This window comes from Sphingomonas sp. PP-CE-1G-424, assembly GCF_004341085.1.
Taxonomy (GTDB): domain Bacteria; phylum Pseudomonadota; class Alphaproteobacteria; order Sphingomonadales; family Sphingomonadaceae; genus Sphingomonas.
The window spans coordinates 316628-332384 of record NZ_SLXW01000004.1 but is presented as its reverse complement, the minus strand read 5'-3'; the positions used below and the strand labels follow the sequence as shown (position 1 = coordinate 332384).

14 protein-coding genes and 1 tRNA gene are annotated in these 15757 nt (G+C 61.8%); 7 read left to right on the top strand and 8 right to left on the bottom strand.

Translation table 11 applies throughout. The annotated features are described in order from the left end of the window. Window position 1 precedes the first annotated feature (1 nt). Together rplC and rpsJ are read right to left on the bottom strand one after the other, a co-directional pair. Entirely contained in the window at window positions 2-748 is a 747-nt protein-coding gene (gene rplC, locus C8J43_RS15710; protein WP_133031706.1) for a 50S ribosomal protein L3, read from the bottom strand. Window positions 749-1037: 289 nt separating this feature from the next. Then, window positions 1038-1346 (bottom strand): 30S ribosomal protein S10, encoded by a 309-nt coding sequence (rpsJ, locus tag C8J43_RS15705; RefSeq protein ID WP_007406109.1) that lies wholly within the window; start codon window positions 1344-1346, stop codon window positions 1038-1040. 140 nt (window positions 1347-1486) lie between these two features. On the opposite strand from rpsJ, the gene C8J43_RS15700 reads away from it, so the two are divergent. Then, complete coding sequence (locus C8J43_RS15700; RefSeq protein WP_347812515.1) at window positions 1487-1930, top strand: endonuclease domain-containing protein; 444 nt, start codon at window positions 1487-1489, stop codon at window positions 1928-1930. A 706-nt stretch (window positions 1931-2636) separates the two neighbouring features. On the opposite strand, the gene tuf is transcribed toward C8J43_RS15700, so the two are convergent. The 5 genes from tuf to C8J43_RS15675 form a co-directional block, all read right to left on the bottom strand. Next, window positions 2637-3830 carry an elongation factor Tu gene (gene tuf, locus C8J43_RS15695; RefSeq protein ID WP_031393767.1) on the bottom strand — a complete coding sequence of 398 codons (1194 nt, stop codon included), beginning with the start codon at window positions 3828-3830 and terminating at the stop codon, window positions 2637-2639. 214 nt (window positions 3831-4044) lie between these two features. Next, window positions 4045-6141, bottom strand: coding sequence for an elongation factor G (gene fusA / locus C8J43_RS15690; RefSeq protein WP_133031704.1), 2097 nt, complete (start codon window positions 6139-6141; stop codon window positions 4045-4047). A 123-nt stretch (window positions 6142-6264) separates the two neighbouring features. After that, a complete protein-coding gene (gene rpsG / locus C8J43_RS15685) occupies window positions 6265-6735 on the bottom strand; it encodes a 30S ribosomal protein S7 (RefSeq protein WP_031393769.1) in 471 nt (156 codons plus the stop codon). A gap of 49 nt (window positions 6736-6784) precedes the next feature. Further along, window positions 6785-7156: a 30S ribosomal protein S12 gene (rpsL, locus tag C8J43_RS15680; protein ID WP_010164594.1), complete on the bottom strand. Its 372-nt coding sequence runs from the start codon at window positions 7154-7156 to the stop codon at window positions 6785-6787. 412 nt (window positions 7157-7568) lie between these two features. Next, a complete protein-coding gene (locus C8J43_RS15675; protein WP_133031703.1) occupies window positions 7569-8582 on the bottom strand; it encodes an alpha/beta hydrolase in 1014 nt (337 codons plus the stop codon). Between the two features lie 165 nt (window positions 8583-8747). Between C8J43_RS15675 and C8J43_RS15670 the strand changes: the two genes are divergently transcribed. From C8J43_RS15670 to C8J43_RS15655, 4 genes are all read left to right on the top strand, one after another. Beyond that, window positions 8748-8824 (top strand) — tRNA-Trp (locus tag C8J43_RS15670). A 587-nt stretch (window positions 8825-9411) separates the two neighbouring features. Continuing rightward, complete coding sequence (gene secE, locus C8J43_RS15665; protein WP_056047594.1) at window positions 9412-9609, top strand: preprotein translocase subunit SecE; 198 nt, start codon at window positions 9412-9414, stop codon at window positions 9607-9609. A gap of 13 nt (window positions 9610-9622) precedes the next feature. Next, window positions 9623-10159 (top strand): transcription termination/antitermination protein NusG, encoded by a 537-nt coding sequence (gene nusG, locus C8J43_RS15660; protein WP_055872668.1) that lies wholly within the window; start codon window positions 9623-9625, stop codon window positions 10157-10159. 740 nt (window positions 10160-10899) lie between these two features. Then, window positions 10900-12618: an ATP-binding protein gene (locus tag C8J43_RS15655; RefSeq protein WP_165899646.1), complete on the top strand. Its 1719-nt coding sequence runs from the start codon at window positions 10900-10902 to the stop codon at window positions 12616-12618. 195 nt (window positions 12619-12813) lie between these two features. Here the strand turns inward: C8J43_RS15655 and C8J43_RS15650 are convergent, their stop codons facing one another. Further along, window positions 12814-13788 (bottom strand): hypothetical protein, encoded by a 975-nt coding sequence (locus C8J43_RS15650; protein ID WP_133031701.1) that lies wholly within the window; start codon window positions 13786-13788, stop codon window positions 12814-12816. A 372-nt stretch (window positions 13789-14160) separates the two neighbouring features. Between C8J43_RS15650 and rplK the strand changes: the two genes are divergently transcribed. After that, window positions 14161-14592 carry a 50S ribosomal protein L11 gene (gene rplK / locus C8J43_RS15645; protein WP_056047586.1) on the top strand — a complete coding sequence of 144 codons (432 nt, stop codon included), beginning with the start codon at window positions 14161-14163 and terminating at the stop codon, window positions 14590-14592. Between the two features lie 4 nt (window positions 14593-14596). Then, window positions 14597-15289, top strand: coding sequence for a 50S ribosomal protein L1 (gene rplA / locus C8J43_RS15640; RefSeq protein ID WP_056047582.1), 693 nt, complete (start codon window positions 14597-14599; stop codon window positions 15287-15289). Window positions 15290-15757: the final 468 nt, after the last annotated feature.

The following is a 15757-nucleotide window of genomic DNA, read 5'->3' as shown; positions in this document are numbered from 1 at the left end:
CTCAGCCCTCCTGGCCGTCGGCTGCAGGTGCGTCGGTCATTTCGGCCGGCGTGTCTGCTGCGGTGTTGCTGTTTGCGGTCTTGAGACCGGCGGGGAACGGTGCGTCGGCGTGGCGCGCGACCTTCACCGAGTCCTTGACGAAGAGCCAGCCGCCCTTGGAGCCAGGAACCGAACCCTTGACGAACAGGAGACCACGCTCGACGTCCGTCGATACGATCTCGAGGTTCTGCTGGGTGCGATACTTGTCGCCCATGTGGCCGGCCATCTTCTTGTTCTTGAAGACCTTGCCCGGATCCTGGCGCTGACCGGTCGAACCGAGCGAACGGTGCGAGACCGACACGCCGTGGGTTGCCCGCAGACCGCCGAAGCCCCAACGCTTCATGCCGCCCTGGAAGCCCTTACCCTGGGTCTTGCCCTGGATATCGACGATCTGGCCTGCGACGTAGTGGTCGGCCGAGATCTCGGCGCCGACGTCGAGCAGGCCGTCTGCGTTCACGCGGAACTCATGGACGACAGCCTTGGGCTCCACTTCGGCCTTGCCGAAATGGCCGCGCTGCGGCTTTGCGACATTCTTTGACTTGGCGACACCTGCACCAAGCTGGACGGCAGTGTAGCCGTCACGATCCATTTCGCGAACGGAAACGACCTGATTGCCTTCGAGTGCCAGAACGGTGACCGGCACGTGCCGACCATCTTCCTGGAACAGGCGGGTCATCCCCATCTTCTTCGCGATCACGCCAGTACGCATGATCTTGTCCCTTCCTAGACAGAGGCCCCGTCGGACTATTCCTCGGGGGCTTGCGGACCATGTCCGGAGCGAGCTCCATGATGCGTCCACCTGACCCCATCCCCGGCAAAAGCCCCTGAATGGAGTCGGTTCAACCCGGTAAATACGAAACGTGCCCCCGTCCCGGGCTGGTGCTCCTGCAAATGCGGAAGCGTGACGGGGGACGCTGCCCCGTCGGTTTTCACCGACGGCGGTATCCCAATGTAGAGCGGCGCGGGACCATTGCTGGTCGACCGCGCCACGCCAGCCCTTAGGCCAGCTTGATCTCTACGTCCACCCCTGCTGCGAGGTCCAGCTTCATCAGCGCATCGACCGTCTGCGGCGTCGGCTGGACGATATCCAGCATACGCTTGTACGTGCGCACCTCGAACTGCTCGCGCGACTTCTTGTCGATGTGCGGGCCGCGGTTCACGGTGAACTTTTCGATGCGCGTCGGAAGGGGAATCGGACCACGGATGAGCGCGCCGGTGCGGCGTGCGGTGTCGGCGATGTCGCCAGTGGCCTGATCGAGCACACGGTGATCGAACGCCTTCAGACGAATGCGGATATTGCTGTCCATAGTCCCTACCGATGCGAAAGAGCGGGCCCGTTTCCGGGCTCTTGCTGGTTGATGTTTAAACCGAAGGCGGGCCATTACGGGAGAGTCGGGTGAAATGCAACCGGGGGGAGCGGGTTTTCCGGCTCGGCCTGTCGAACGCCATGCTACCTAGTCAATCCTCCCCCGCCAGGGGGAGGTGTCGCCAGAGGCGACGGAGGGGGAGGCAAGCGATGCGGCTCGAAGGATCCCTACCCGGTCGCACCAACGCCAAGCGCCTGCGAAAACAGATGACCCCGCCCGAGATCGCCCTCTGGCTAGCGCTACGAGCTAACGAAGAAGGCCTACGCTTCCGAAAGCAACACGCAGCAGGCCGCTACGTCCTGGACTTCTACTGCGCCCCAGCCCGACTCGCGATCGAAGTTGACGGCGAAGCCCACAACCACGGCAACCGCCCCGAACGAGACGCAGCGCGAGACGCTTGGTTGATCGCGCAAAACATACAAGTCCTTCGCTACCCAGCCCGCGAAATGCTAGCAAACCTCGACGACGTCGTTCGCCAGATCATGTCCATCGCACTCCGACGCCGAACCATCATCGAGAGCTAATCGCCCCCTCCCCCTCCGACGCCTCCGGCGCCACCTCCCCCTAGCGTGGGAGGATGGAGAGGAACGCGTTCTGACCGCTCTTGCGGGGGTGAGTAGAATTATTTGCCCAGTTCCGGGCAGGCAGGCGGCCCACTGCTACGGACCGGCACGCCTACGTTACAACCGCACGTCCAGCTATCAAATCGACCAGATGTGCGGTTCCATCGTCCCCACGCAAAAGCGGATTGTGAATCGTCAAACTTGGTAACCGTTGGGGGTTCTGTGACGAAGCGACCGGCCTTTTCACCATTACGACCTGCCGAATATTCGACGTTTATGGTTCCCTTATCCACACCAGAGCCGATCAGCCCCAGAGCCGGTTGGAAGTAGAATTCGCGATGCCACCTAGCTAGGTCCCCGACACAACTGCTGTGAGCCGTGACAGCTTCGATAAGAGCAACTTCATGCACTGATGGTTTGCCAACAGAGCATCCCGCAACCTGCAACAATCCCCAGAACGTGACAGCTAACCCCCGCATACTCTGAAGCTGAACGAGTGGTCGGTGTTAGGCAAGGCTGAGAGGCGCGTAAGCGTCCGAGACTGGGCGATAACGGACTACGTTGATCGATCTTGCCGCCACGCCTTTCGTACGCGCCAAACACGAAAAAGCCCGGCCTCTCTCGCGAGAAGCCGGGCTCTTCTATCACCTCCCGAAGGAGAGGATGCTTACTTGTCGATCTGGCTGACGACGCCTGCACCGACGGTACGGCCGCCTTCGCGGATCGTGAAGCGCTGGCCCACGTCCATGGCGATCGGTGCGATCAGCTTGATGCCGAGCGACACGTTGTCGCCTGGCATGACCATCTCGGTGCCCTCAGGCAGCTCGACGGTGCCGGTCACGTCCGTCGTACGGAAGTAGAACTGCGGGCGGTAGTTGGCGAAGAACGGCGTGTGACGGCCACCCTCTTCCTTCGACAGCACGTACACTTCCGAGTTGAAGTCGGTGTGCGGCTTGATCGTGCCTGGCTTGCAGAGCACCTGGCCACGCTCGACTTCGTCGCGTGCAACACCGCGGATCAGCGCGCCGACGTTATCGCCAGCCTGGCCCTGGTCGAGCAGCTTGCGGAACATCTCGACGCCCGTGACCGTGGTCTTGCGGACGGTCGGGTGGATGCCGACGATCTCGACTTCCTCACCAACCTTGACGATGCCAGTCTCGACACGGCCGGTGACGACCGTACCACGACCCGAGATCGAGAACACGTCCTCGATCGGCATCATGAACGGCTTGTCGAGCGGACGCTCTGGCTGCGGGATGTAGTCGTCGACAGCCTGCATAAGCTCGGTGACGGCGTCGGCGCCGAGCTTCTGGTTCGAACCCGACAGTGCGCAGGTAGCCGAACCCTTGATGACAGGGATGTCGTCGCCCGGGAAGTCGTACGAGCTGAGCAGCTCGCGGATTTCCATCTCGACCAGCTCGAGGATTTCCTCGTCGTCGACCAGATCGACCTTGTTCATGAACACGACCATGGCAGGCACGCCGACCTGGCGTGCGAGCAGGATGTGCTCACGGGTCTGTGGCATCGGGCCATCGGTCGCCGAAACGACGAGGATCGCGCCGTCCATCTGAGCTGCGCCGGTGATCATGTTCTTCACATAATCGGCGTGGCCCGGGCAATCGACGTGCGCGTAGTGACGGTTGGCCGTCTCGTACTCGACGTGTGCGGTCGAGATCGTGATACCGCGCTCGCGCTCCTCGGGAGCCTTGTCGATGTTGGCGAAGTCGACGGCGGTACCGCCGGTCGTCTCTGCCAGAACCTTCGTGATCGCAGCGGTGAGCGACGTCTTGCCATGATCGACGTGACCGATGGTGCCGATGTTGAGATGCGGCTTGTTCCGCTCAAATTTTGCCTTGGCCATTGTTTCCTACCTTCTGATTCGTATTCCGGTGCCACCCCGGGAACCGCGCGAACGCGGCCCAATAGCGGCTGTTAAAGCGTTGCGCCAGCCCCTGCCTCGATCAGGGAGCCGACACGGAAGTGAATTCCGTGTCGTCGGTCCTCGGGCGAGCCCGAGGCCGGCCGGCCTTGCGGCGTCTCGGAGCCAGGTTGCCCTGGCTCCGTGCGCCTTCGGCTTACGCCAGCTTAGCCTTCACCTCGTCCGCAACGTTCTGCGGCACTTCGTCATAGTGCGAGAACTGCATCGAGTAGTTCGCGCGACCCTGCGTGAACGAACGGAGCGAGTTCACGTAGCCGAACATGTTCGCCAGCGGGACCATCGCCTCGACCGTCTGCGCGTTGCCGCGGCTGTCGGTGCCCTGGATCTGGCCACGACGGCTGTTCATGTCGCCGATGACGTCGCCCAGATAATCCTCCGGGGTGACGACCTCGACCTTCATGACCGGCTCGAGCAGCGTGATGCCCGACTTCTGTGCGACTTCGCGCATTGCGCCACGGGCACAGATTTCGAACGCCAGAGCCGACGAGTCGACGTCGTGATACGCGCCGTCATACAGTACGATCTCGAAATCGATGATCGGGAAGCCGACCAACGAACCCGACGCAGCGGTTTCGCGGAAGCCCTTCTCGATCGCGGGCAGATATTCCTTCGGAATGTTACCGCCCTTGATCTCGTCCTTGAACGTGATGCCCGAACCGCGCTCGCCCGGCGTGACCTTGACCTTCACGCGACCGAACTGGCCGGTACCACCCGACTGCTTCTTGTGCGTGTAGTCGACGTCGACCGGCTTCTTCAGATACTCGCGATATGCGACCTGAGGAGCGCCGACGTTCGCCTCGACCTTGAACTCACGCTTCATGCGATCGACCAGGATCTCGAGATGGAGCTCGCCCATGCCCTTGATGATGGTCTGGCCCGACTCGGGGTCCGACGACACGCGGAACGAAGGATCCTCGCGTGCGAGACGATTGAGCGCGACACCCATCTTCTCCTGGTCGGCCTTGGTCTTCGGCTCCACCGACAGCTCGATCACGGGCTCGGGGAATTCCATCCGCTCGAGAATGATCGGTGCGTTCATCGCGCAGAGCGTGTCACCGGTCGTGGTATCCTTGAGACCCGCGAGAGCGACGATGTCGCCAGCGAAAGCCTCCTGGATGTCCTCACGGCTGTTCGCATGCATAAGCAGCATACGGCCGACCTTTTCCTTCTTGTCCTTGACCGAGTTGGTGACCTGCGATGCGGTCTCCAGCTTGCCGGAGTAGATGCGGGCGAAGGTCAGCGTACCGACGAACGGATCGTTCATGATCTTGAACGCGAGTGCCGAGAACGGAACGTCGTCCGAGGACGGACGCTCGTCCGGCGTCACGCCGTCGAGCTTCAGACCCTGGATCGCTGGAACGTCGAGCGGCGAAGGCAGATAGTCGACGACGGCGTCGAGCAAAGGCTGAACACCCTTGTTCTTGAACGCCGAACCGCAAACGACGGGGACGAACGCCATGCTCAGCGTACCCTTGCGGATCAGCTTCTTGAGGTCGGCGACGCTCGGCTCGTTGCCTTCGAGATACGCCTCCATGAGGGCATCGTCCTGCTCGACGGCCATCTCGATCAGCTCGCTGCGATACTTTGCGGCCTTCTCGACCAGATCCTCAGGGATCTCGGCATATTCGAACTTCGCGCCCAGGCTCTCTTCGAGCCAGATGATCGCGCGGTTCTCGACGAGATCGACGAGGCCCTTGAAGCCGCCTTCCATGCCGATCGGGAGATACAGCACGGCCGGACGCGCACCGAGACGATCGATGATCGAGTTCACGCAGAAGTAGAAATCGGCACCGGTGCGGTCGAGCTTGTTGACGAAGCACATGCGCGGCACGCCGTACTTGTCGGCCTGACGCCACACGGTCTCGGACTGCGGCTCGACGCCGGCCACGCCGTCGAAGCATGCGACCGCGCCATCGAGCACACGAAGCGAACGCTCGACTTCGATCGTGAAGTCGACGTGGCCGGGCGTATCGATGATGTTGATAAGGTGCTCTTCGCCCTTACCTTCTTCGGCGCGCCACTTGCAGGTGGTCGCAGCCGACGTGATCGTGATCCCGCGCTCCTGCTCCTGCTCCATCCAATCCATCGTCGCGGTGCCTTCATGCACTTCGCCGATCTTGTAGGACTTGCCGGTGTAATAGAGGATGCGCTCGGTCGTCGTCGTCTTACCGGCGTCGATGTGCGCCATGATGCCGATGTTGCGGTAACGGTCGAGCGGATGGCTGCGGGCCATGATCGTGCTTCCTTAAGGATATGGGGAGCCGAACGTGCCGGCTCCCCAATATATAGGTGTTTGCATGACAGGCGAAAGACCGCCCATCACACGGATAGCAATGCTAGGCTTCAAAGCCCGCTGTTACCAGCGGTAGTGCGAGAATGCACGGTTGGCTTCCGCCATCCGGTGCGTATCTTCACGCTTCTTGACCGCGTTGCCACGGTTGTTGGCGGCATCCATCAGCTCACCCGACAGCCGTGCGGCCATCGTGTTCTCGCTGCGCGAACGCGCCGCACCGATCAGCCAGCGAATCGCCAGCGCCTGTGCGCGCTCCGGACGAACCTCGACCGGCACCTGGTACGTTGCACCACCGACGCGGCGCGAACGGACTTCGATGCCCGGCTTCACGTTGTTCAGCGCATCGTGGAAAACGCCGATCGGGTCACGCTTGGCGCGGCTCTCGACGGTTTCGAACGCACCGTACACGATAAGCTCTGCGACGGACTTCTTGCCGTCCAGCATGACGCTGTTCATGAACTTCGACAGAACCTCATCCCCGAACTTGGGATCAGGCAGGATGACCCGCTTTTCGGGACGACGACGACGTGCCATTTTGTATTCCTTCTAAACTTCAGCCTTAGTGATCAGATACCTGACCGGCTTACTTCGGACGCTTGGCGCCGTACTTGGAACGCGACTGACGCCGGTCCTTCACACCCTGTGTATCGAGCACGCCGCGCAGGACGTGATAGCGAACACCGGGAAGATCGCGGACACGACCGCCACGGATCAGGACAACCGAATGCTCCTGAAGATTGTGGCCCTCGCCCGGGATGTAGCTGATGACTTCGCGCTGGTTGGTCAGGCGAACCTTGGCCACCTTGCGCAGAGCCGAGTTCGGCTTCTTCGGGGTCGTCGTGTAGACGCGCGTGCAAACGCCACGCTTCTGCGGATTTGCTTCCATCGCAGGGACCTTCGACTTGGCCTTCTGCGGATCGCGGCCCTTGCGGACCAGCTGGTTGATCGTCGGCATTGAAGCCTTCACCTTTCAAGTGGTTACTTTGCTGGAGCCATGAGGCGCCTGAGAATACAAAAAGGACCATAGGAACGCGGAAGCGCCCCTCAGGTCCTGGAATGCATCCAGCAATGTTCAAGCATGCCCGGCGGGAAAGACTCCCGAAGAACAGGCCGCGCCTATAGGTCAGGAGTCGGTTGCGGTCAACGGGTTGGAATCGGATGGGGCTGGCGAAGGATTGGCTTCGTGGGCAGAGACAATGGCTCACGCGAATCCGACGACGACACCTCTCTCACCCTCCCCCGCCAGGGGGAGGTGGCACCGCAGGTGGCGGAGGGGGAGGAACACGAGACCTGCGTTGTCGCCCCCCTCCCCCTCCGTCTGGCAAGAGCCAGCCACCTCCCCCTAGCGGGGGAGGATCGCAGCTCCTCTACCGTGGTCGGGTCCCGAGCACCGCAAGCAGCGTCTTCTCGAATCGCGCGGGGTCTTCCACCTGCGGCGAGTGACCCAGCCCATCAAGCATCACCAAATTCGCATTCGGCATCTGCTTCACCGCGCGCGGCGCGATCACCGGCACCGGCTCGAGGAACTTGCGCAGATTCGCCGGCGCCTGCGCGCGGCCGAACGCGGTCTTGTCCAGCGTGCCAACGATCAGCGTAGTCGAAGGCGTAATCCGGTAGAGTTCGTGCGCGACCGGTTGCGTCTTGATCATCTCGCTGGTCTTCGCCTGCGCGAGCGCAACGGAGTCGCGCCCTGCCCCCTGGTACATGCCCGCCTGCATCCATACCCAGCGATCGTACGATGGCTTCCACACACCGTGGTAATAGTTCTCGAGCTGATACGCCTTGATTGACGCGTAGCTCGTCTTCTTCTCGTTCGCCCACAATGTGTCGACGTCGGTATAGGGCACGCCCTCCTCGCCGCGATCCTTCAGACCGAGCGGATTGACGAGCACCAGCTTCTCGACCGACGCCGGGTAGAGAATGGCGTACCGCATCGCGAGCATGCCGCCCATCGAGTGCCCGACGATCGTCGCCCGCGTGATGCCGCGCGATTCGAGCAGCCGCTTGGTGAACGTCGCCAGCATCTCGAAGCTATACTGTGCCGCGCGGGGCTTGGACGATTTGCAGAAGCCGATCTGGTCGGGGACGATCACCCGGTAGCCGACCTCGCTCAGCGCCCGTGCGGTGCTGCCCCAGGTCGCGCCGCAGAAATTCTTGCCGTGGAGTAGCACGACCGTGCGGCCATTGGGGCGCTGTGGCGCGATATCCATGAACGCCATCTGCGCAGGGCTGCCGACGATATCGACTTCCATCGTCTGCACCGGCCACGGATAGGTGAAGCGTTCGAGCTGCGGCCCCAGGTCCGGCACTTGCGGAACCGGCCCCGCCCCTGTGAGCAACGCCGCGACCGGCAGCGCCAGCATCATCAATCCCGCCTTCATACGATTACGCTTTCCTACATCCCACGGGAGGGCGTACGGTTAACGGGCAAACCGCGCATCGTGCAACGCATCATCCTTACGATGATCGTTGGGACGCTTACGGGACGAATTGCACGCGAGACGCTTGCCCTTCCCGAAAACGCTGGGTAAGGGGCGCGTCCGTGTAGGAGTGTAGCTCAGTTGGTTAGAGCGTCGGTCTCCAAAACCGAAGGCCCTCGGTTCGAATCCGAGCACTCCTGCCACCCCCTTTAAATTTCGATTTCGAACGGCACCGTTTCCCGCGGTGCCTTCGCACGTCCATCGCGATTGCAGAAAATGCATTTAATAATGCAATTTCCGCAATTGCTCTATGATGTGCTGCGATGCACAACGATCAGGCCTTTCAGGCATCCTCTCCTAAAAACTTTCATGGCCGGTCTCGTACCGGCCTTTTTTTTCGTCCGCGTTCGGCGTACACCTGCCATGCCGTCGTCAAGCCGAACGATAAATAGAAACCGTGGGAGCGGAGCCGCCGGTCAAACCGGCACCGGCAAGACGATCGTGCGGGGGATCGAGTGACCCAAGCACTCTCCCCCGCCATTTCCCCCCCCGCGTTCTCCCCGCCTTCCCCACCGCCTTTTCTCGGGCCTCTTCTCGAGCCACCGCCCCGCTATCTTCCGGCACGCTGCCCGCCCTCTCCTGCCGCGCACTTGCTTTCACGACGGGCGGAAGCTATCTGCCGCGCTTCCGACAGCGAGGACGGACCTGCCGCCGCTGCCCTTCACAGGGAGCGGCTAGTGGGTCTATGTCTCGCATCTCAGTTTCTCAATCAGCGGGTTCGAAGAACATCGTGGCGAAGACGTCCCCCCTCGAATTCATCCAGCAGGTCCGCAACGAGACCGCGAAGGTCACGTGGCCGACGCGTCGCGAGACGGTCATGACCGGCGTGATGGTGGTGATCATGACGACGATCCTCGCGCTGTTCTTCCTGGGCGTCGACTCGATCCTGCAAGCGATCGTCTCCGCCCTCCTCAAACTCGCTCAGTAAGCAAGGTTCCGTCATGGCGCGCTGGTACATCATTCACGCCTATTCGGGTTTCGAGGGCAAAGTCCGCGACTCGATCATGGCCGAGGCGACCCGGATGGGTCTCGAACAGCTCGTCGAGCAGATCGAAGTCCCGACCGAAACCACCACCGAGGCCCGTCGCGGCAAGAAGATCGCGGTCGAGCGCAAGTTCATGCCGGGCTACGTCCTCGCCAAGCTGAACATGAACGACGACGTGTATCACCTGGTGAAGAACACGCCGAAGGTCACCGGCTTCCTCGGCAGCATGGGCAAGCCGCAGGCGATCAGCGAGGCGGAAGCCACGCGGATGCTGAACAGCAAGGAAGAAGCCGCCGCTGCGCCCAAGCAGAAGGTCAAGGTCGACTACGAGATCGGCGATCAGGTCAAGGTCCTCGACGGCCCGTTCGCGACCTTCAACGGTCTCGTCGAAGAACTCGACTTCGACCGCAGCCGGGTCAAGGTTTCGGTGTCGATCTTTGGGCGCGCGACGCCTGTGGAGCTCGAGTTCGAGCAGGTCGAAAGAAGCAAGTAAGCCGCAGAGCGGCGCGCTTGCGGCCGCACGTGATTAGCTGACGGCTAATCACGAGACGGTCTCGACCGGCCGGCGGGCCAACGGCCCGGCCGACGACGCGGGATTTACTCCCGCTTCGCGCTTTAGGTGGGCGCGCATCCCCCCAGAGCCATCCCCCGCTCCGTCATCCTGACGAAAGTCAGGATCCAGAGCCAAGCCGGCCAGCGTTCCGTAACTCTGGATCCTGACTTTCGTCAGGATGACGGAAAACGGCGGATGTCTCGCCTCTATTATGCCGTCAGGCAAGGCTACGCCTAACTTACAGGCACATACATCTCAAAACTGCACGCTATCCGCCACACCCGAGCCGTCACCGCGCTACGGTCGCAATAATACAGGCTCGTGGCCTGATACGTCACCATGTATAGCTTCCCCCAGACCATCGCGCCGGGTGTATGGATCTGCTTTACGAAAGCTGTGCCCCAAGCACGCATTTTCGACCTAAAGCCCTCACAATCGGACTTCCCAGTTGGAAATTCGCACCTCCGAAAGCGGATATCCGTTCAGAACGATGATTGTTTCGTGACTGGATACGGCCACGATAATGATAATGGGTCGCACGCCTTAATGGATATTGCCGGAATGCAACAATCGGGATGGCCAAAGAGTGCGACGCCCGGCACACTGTCTGAAGACCGGCTCACGGTCTCAGGGGCAGAAGAATGATAGAGAGCGTTAAGCTCACGCGATTCAAGCGATTTATGAATTCATCCTTCGCTTTGCACCCAACCGGCATTTCGTTTCTCGCGGGCGGTAATAACTCTGGTAAATCGACGCTACTACAGGCGATTGCTGTTTGGGAGTTTTGTCGCCTGGTGCTTGAGAACGAACGGGGCCGTCCAAGCCTCAGCGCCGGATACCGCGGTCAGGGCCTAGGCCTATCGGACGATGAGTTCTCTCCAATCGCAGTAGCCAGCCTCAAGCATTTGTGGAGTAACCTAAAGAGCCAGGTACCCGGTCAGGATGGCTACTCGCTATCTATCGAGTGCGGCTGGACCGCTGGCGGCCTCTCGAAGCACCTGCGCCTCTCGCTCGCGCTGACGAACGATCGCCTGTTCGTCAAGGCGGCGGACTCCAACTTGACGGACGACGACGCTCTCCCATCGGTGGCCTACCTGCCACCATTCGCCGGCATTGCGCAACGCGAGAATAAGATGTCGGGCGCCGAACGGCGCGGGCTGATCGGGCGGGGCCTTGCCGGTGGCGTTATCCGCAATCTACTGCTCGACATGAACGAGGTTAACCTAGCAACTCGGGTCCGCCTCAAGGACGGCAGAACTAAGATCAAGACGTCTGACCTGAAGCGGTTGCGCGACGAGGATCCGTGGGAGATTCTACAGGCGACCATGGGCCGCATTTTTGGGATGCAACTCAACGTCGAACCTTTCAACGACCTTTTTCACAGCTACATTCGGGTCAACTGCATCAAAGGCAAAATTGATGGCACCACTTTCACGCGCTTTATCAACTTCAATGCGCGCGATCTCATGGCGGAGGGCAGCGGATTCCTCCAGTGGCTCAGCGTGTATGCGCTGGCTCTAAGTCCGAGCACCTGTACTCTACTTCTCGACGAGCCGGACTCGCACTTGCACCCGTCACTCCAAGCACAGCTGATTGAAGCGCTCGAAGAAATTGTTGTTGCGTCAGGTAAACAGGTGCTGCTCGCCACCCACAGCACCGAAATCCTCCGCGCCGCAGAGCACACACAGATAGTGGAGTTCAGGGGAACATCTGCCAAGTATCTTGATCAGGACGAGCGGAAGGTTAGCCTCTTTATCGGCCTCGGCAGTGAATACGCACCAAAGCTAGACCCCCTCCGCAAGTCGAAGCGAATGTTAATTGTCGAGGCGTTAAGTGACGCTAGAATGCTTCAAGCTTGGGCGAACCAGCTGGGCGTCGTTTGGCCGAGGAACATCGTGGTGTGGCCGTGGACAGGTGGCGCTACCGAGCGCAAACATCTCTTCCTCCAGTTGAAGGCGGAAATACCGGACTTGATCGCGGTCAGCCTGCGCGACCGTGATGACATGGCGATTGGTCAGATAGACAAGGCCACCTTATCCGATCGCTCGCAGAACAATGTCGATCCAAACCTCCACCTCAAAATCTGGCGGCGGCGTCACATTGAGAACTACCTTCTCTGGCCGCCCGCGATCGCGCGGGCAAGCGGGCAGCCTGAGGCGGACGTGGTGCAACTGATGGCCGACCACGCACTTGCAGTACCCGCCGACTTCCCGTCTCAGGATGTCGCTGACGCAATGGTTGACGCTCGTGGAAAAGAAATCACTCAAGAGCACCCCGAATCCTTGAAAGCTAAATTTGGTGTCCGACCGATCGATATCGCCAAAGCTATGCGGGCCGACGAGATACCTGAGGACGTTCGCTACCTCGTTGAATTAATCCGGGACCTTTGCGAACCTTAACCACCCGGAGTCAGGGCATTAACGAAGTGATGCTGACTCCATTTTTACTATTAGTGGCTGTTCCAGCTTCAAATGAGCGGGGTGCGATTTACAGCGAATTGGCCCGACCTATATTTGCGTCGATCGAGTGGCGGCTAATCGCACCTGCTTCGCCAAAGCGACCACTCCGCTTTCCTCTCCTTGAAACTGACACAGCTACTCCCGGTCCCTCAACCGCCACCCGCCGAACAGCGCAACATCTGGATCGTGCGCCACCTTCGTCGGGTCGGCCTTGCTCCAGCCGGTGACCTGATCGAGCGCTGGCAAGCGTACTGGCTTTGGCGCCGGATACGGGTTGGTCAGCGTCGGTTCGCCGCGTTCGTTGCGGGCGGCTTCGGCGATGTCGAAGGCTTCGCGGGCGCGGGCTTGGCGGGCTTCGTACATTGCCGTCAGGCGGTAGCTGTGCGCGTCGCTCGATTCGCCGCGGCGGCGTTTGATGTGCGGCGGCTCCTCCTGGAGGTGGACCGTCCGGTTGTGCAGGTGGAGGAGCTGCAGCGCCTGGTTCGCGGTCATCGGCGGGATCGGTGGGGGAGCGTTGTGGCGCCATTCGTCATGGTCGTGCGAGCCCGGCAGGGTACCGGCTAACAGCGCGAACTCGACCGACTCGTAGCCGGCCGCGAGCGCGAGGCGCATCTCGCGGGCGAAGGCGGGGCTGGCTTTGCGGCGGGCGTAGAAGGCGGAGTGGCTGAACCCCGCGGCGGCGGCCGAGAGGCGGATGTTGGCGGTGGCGGAGAGCGCGGTGAGGAAGGCTTGCTCGGCGGCATGGTCGAGGCGGTTGGCGGGCGGGCGGCGGAGCTGGAGGCGGCCGTTGGCGGTTCTTGTCGTGGTGGGCGTGGTGTCGGTGCGTCGCGTTTGGGGCGAGCCCCCTCCACCCCCGACCTCTGGTCGGCGGTCCCCCTCCCCGTTCCGGGGAGGATCTTTGAGGGCGGCGGACGCCAAGACTAGAGCGGCGTTCCATTTTGCGGCGAAGGCGGGGTGGGCGGCGCGGCGCTTGGTGAAGGTGGAACGGTTGTAGCCTAGCGTGCTGGCGGCTTCGCGGGCGTTACCGGTGCGGCGGAGGGCGGCGAGGAACGCGGCGTTCTGTGCGGCCTGGCGGCGGGTGAACTGGTCGGGGGTGAACGGGCGCGCCATCGCTAGTGGGTCTGCCTCGATATCCTACATTGCAAGGGGGCTTGTGATGGGTGCGTGGTTTCCAAGTTCGTTTCCCCGCATAGGCGGGGATCCAGACTGGGCTCCCGCCTTCGCGGGAGAGCAAGGAAGCGCAGTCTTTAGTAGGATCGGTTCACGCGAAGGCGCGAAGAGAAGTCAGAGGAGCAGAAGATTCGGGGTTCGCGCGGAGGCGCGGAGGCGCGGAGGAGAAGGGACGCGGAGAAGTAAGGGCGGGGTGTTGCCGCTTTGCGCGTTTTGGGGTATGAGCGCCGGCTTCCACCTTCACTGTTGGAATTGCGGGAGGTTGCCGAAAGGCAGCCGCCATCACCGCTAGGCTCACATAAAGAGAGTGACATGGCTAAAAAGATTACCGGATACATCAAGCTGCAGGTTCCTGCAGGCGAGGCAAAGCCCGCGCCGCCGATCGGACCTGCGCTGGGTCAGCGCGGCGTGAACATCATGGAGTTCTGCAAGGCGTTCAACGCCGGCACGAGCGAACTGAAGAAGGGCATGCCGATCCCGACCGTCATCACGGTCTATGCGGATCGCTCGTTCTCGTTCGAGACCAAGACCCCGCCTGCCTCGTACCTGATCAAGGAGGCCGCTGGTCTCAAGTCGGGTTCGAAGGAGCCGGGCAAGGTCGTCGCTGGCACGATCAAGCGCAGCCAGCTGAGCGAGATCGCCACGACGAAGATGAAGGACCTCAACGCCAACGATATCGACGCTGCGACGAAGATCATCGAAGGCAGCGCCCGCGCAATGGGCCTCGAAGTGGTGGAGGGCTGATATCATGGCTAAGCTGAGCAAGAAGCAGAAGGCCGTCACGGTCGACCTCGTCAAGCTGCACGGCATCGACGAGGCCATCGGTCTCGCACGGTCGGGCGCCACGTCGAAGTTCGACGAGACGATCGAAGTCGCGCTGAACCTGGGCGTCGATCCGCGTCACGCAGACCAGATGGTCCGCGGCGTCGTCACGCTGCCCAAGGGCACCGGCAAGACCGTCCGCGTCGGCGTGTTCGCCCGCGGCGCGAAGGCTGAGGAGGCTCTCGCAGCAGGCGCAGACGTCGTCGGCGCCGAAGACCTGATGGAAATCATCCAGGGTGGCACGATCGATTTCGATCGCTGCATCGCGACCCCGGACATGATGGGCATCGTCGGTCGCCTCGGCAAGGTGCTGGGTCCCAAGGGCCTGATGCCGAACCCGAAGCTCGGCACGGTGACGATGAACGTCGCCGCCGCGGTTCAGGCAGCCAAGGGCGGCCAGATCGAATACCGCGTCGAGAAGGCCGGCATCATCCACTCGGGCATCGGCAAGGCGTCGTTCCCGGCAGAAGACCTGCGCGCGAACTTCGACGCACTGGTTGACGCGGTGGTCAAGGCCAAGCCGACCGGCGCCAAGGGCAAGTACGTACAGAAGGTCGCGATCTCGTCGACCATGGGTGCGGGCATCAAGGTCGACACGACCGAGGTTGCTGGCGCCTGAGCCGCACGTGGCTAGCGAAAGCTAGCCACGAGACGGCGAGCGCCCGGCCGGCGCGGGCAACCGCGACCGACGAGGACGGGATTACTCCCGTCCTGCTGCTAAAGTTGAAAAGGGCCGGGAGCGATCCCGGCCCTTTTTGCGTCTGTCCCGATACGATCACTGTTGGCACACCGCCCTGCCCCACTCCGTCATCCTGACGAAAGTCAGGATCCAGGGTTACGGACGTCACCCCTCTCGGCTCTGGATCCTGACTTTCTTCAGGATGACGGGGGCGCGTGATCAGCGCCAACAGCTCCAAGACTTGTTTCCCCGCAAAGAAGGGGATCCAGACTGGGCCCCCACCTTTGCGGGAGAACAAGGAAGCGGGCGCCCCCCGCGATCACACGCGCCAACCCGAACCCACCCACTTGACTCCCCCGCCAATTCCGCTACGGCGCACCTTCGTTCGGCGGGCTTGCTCGTCGAACT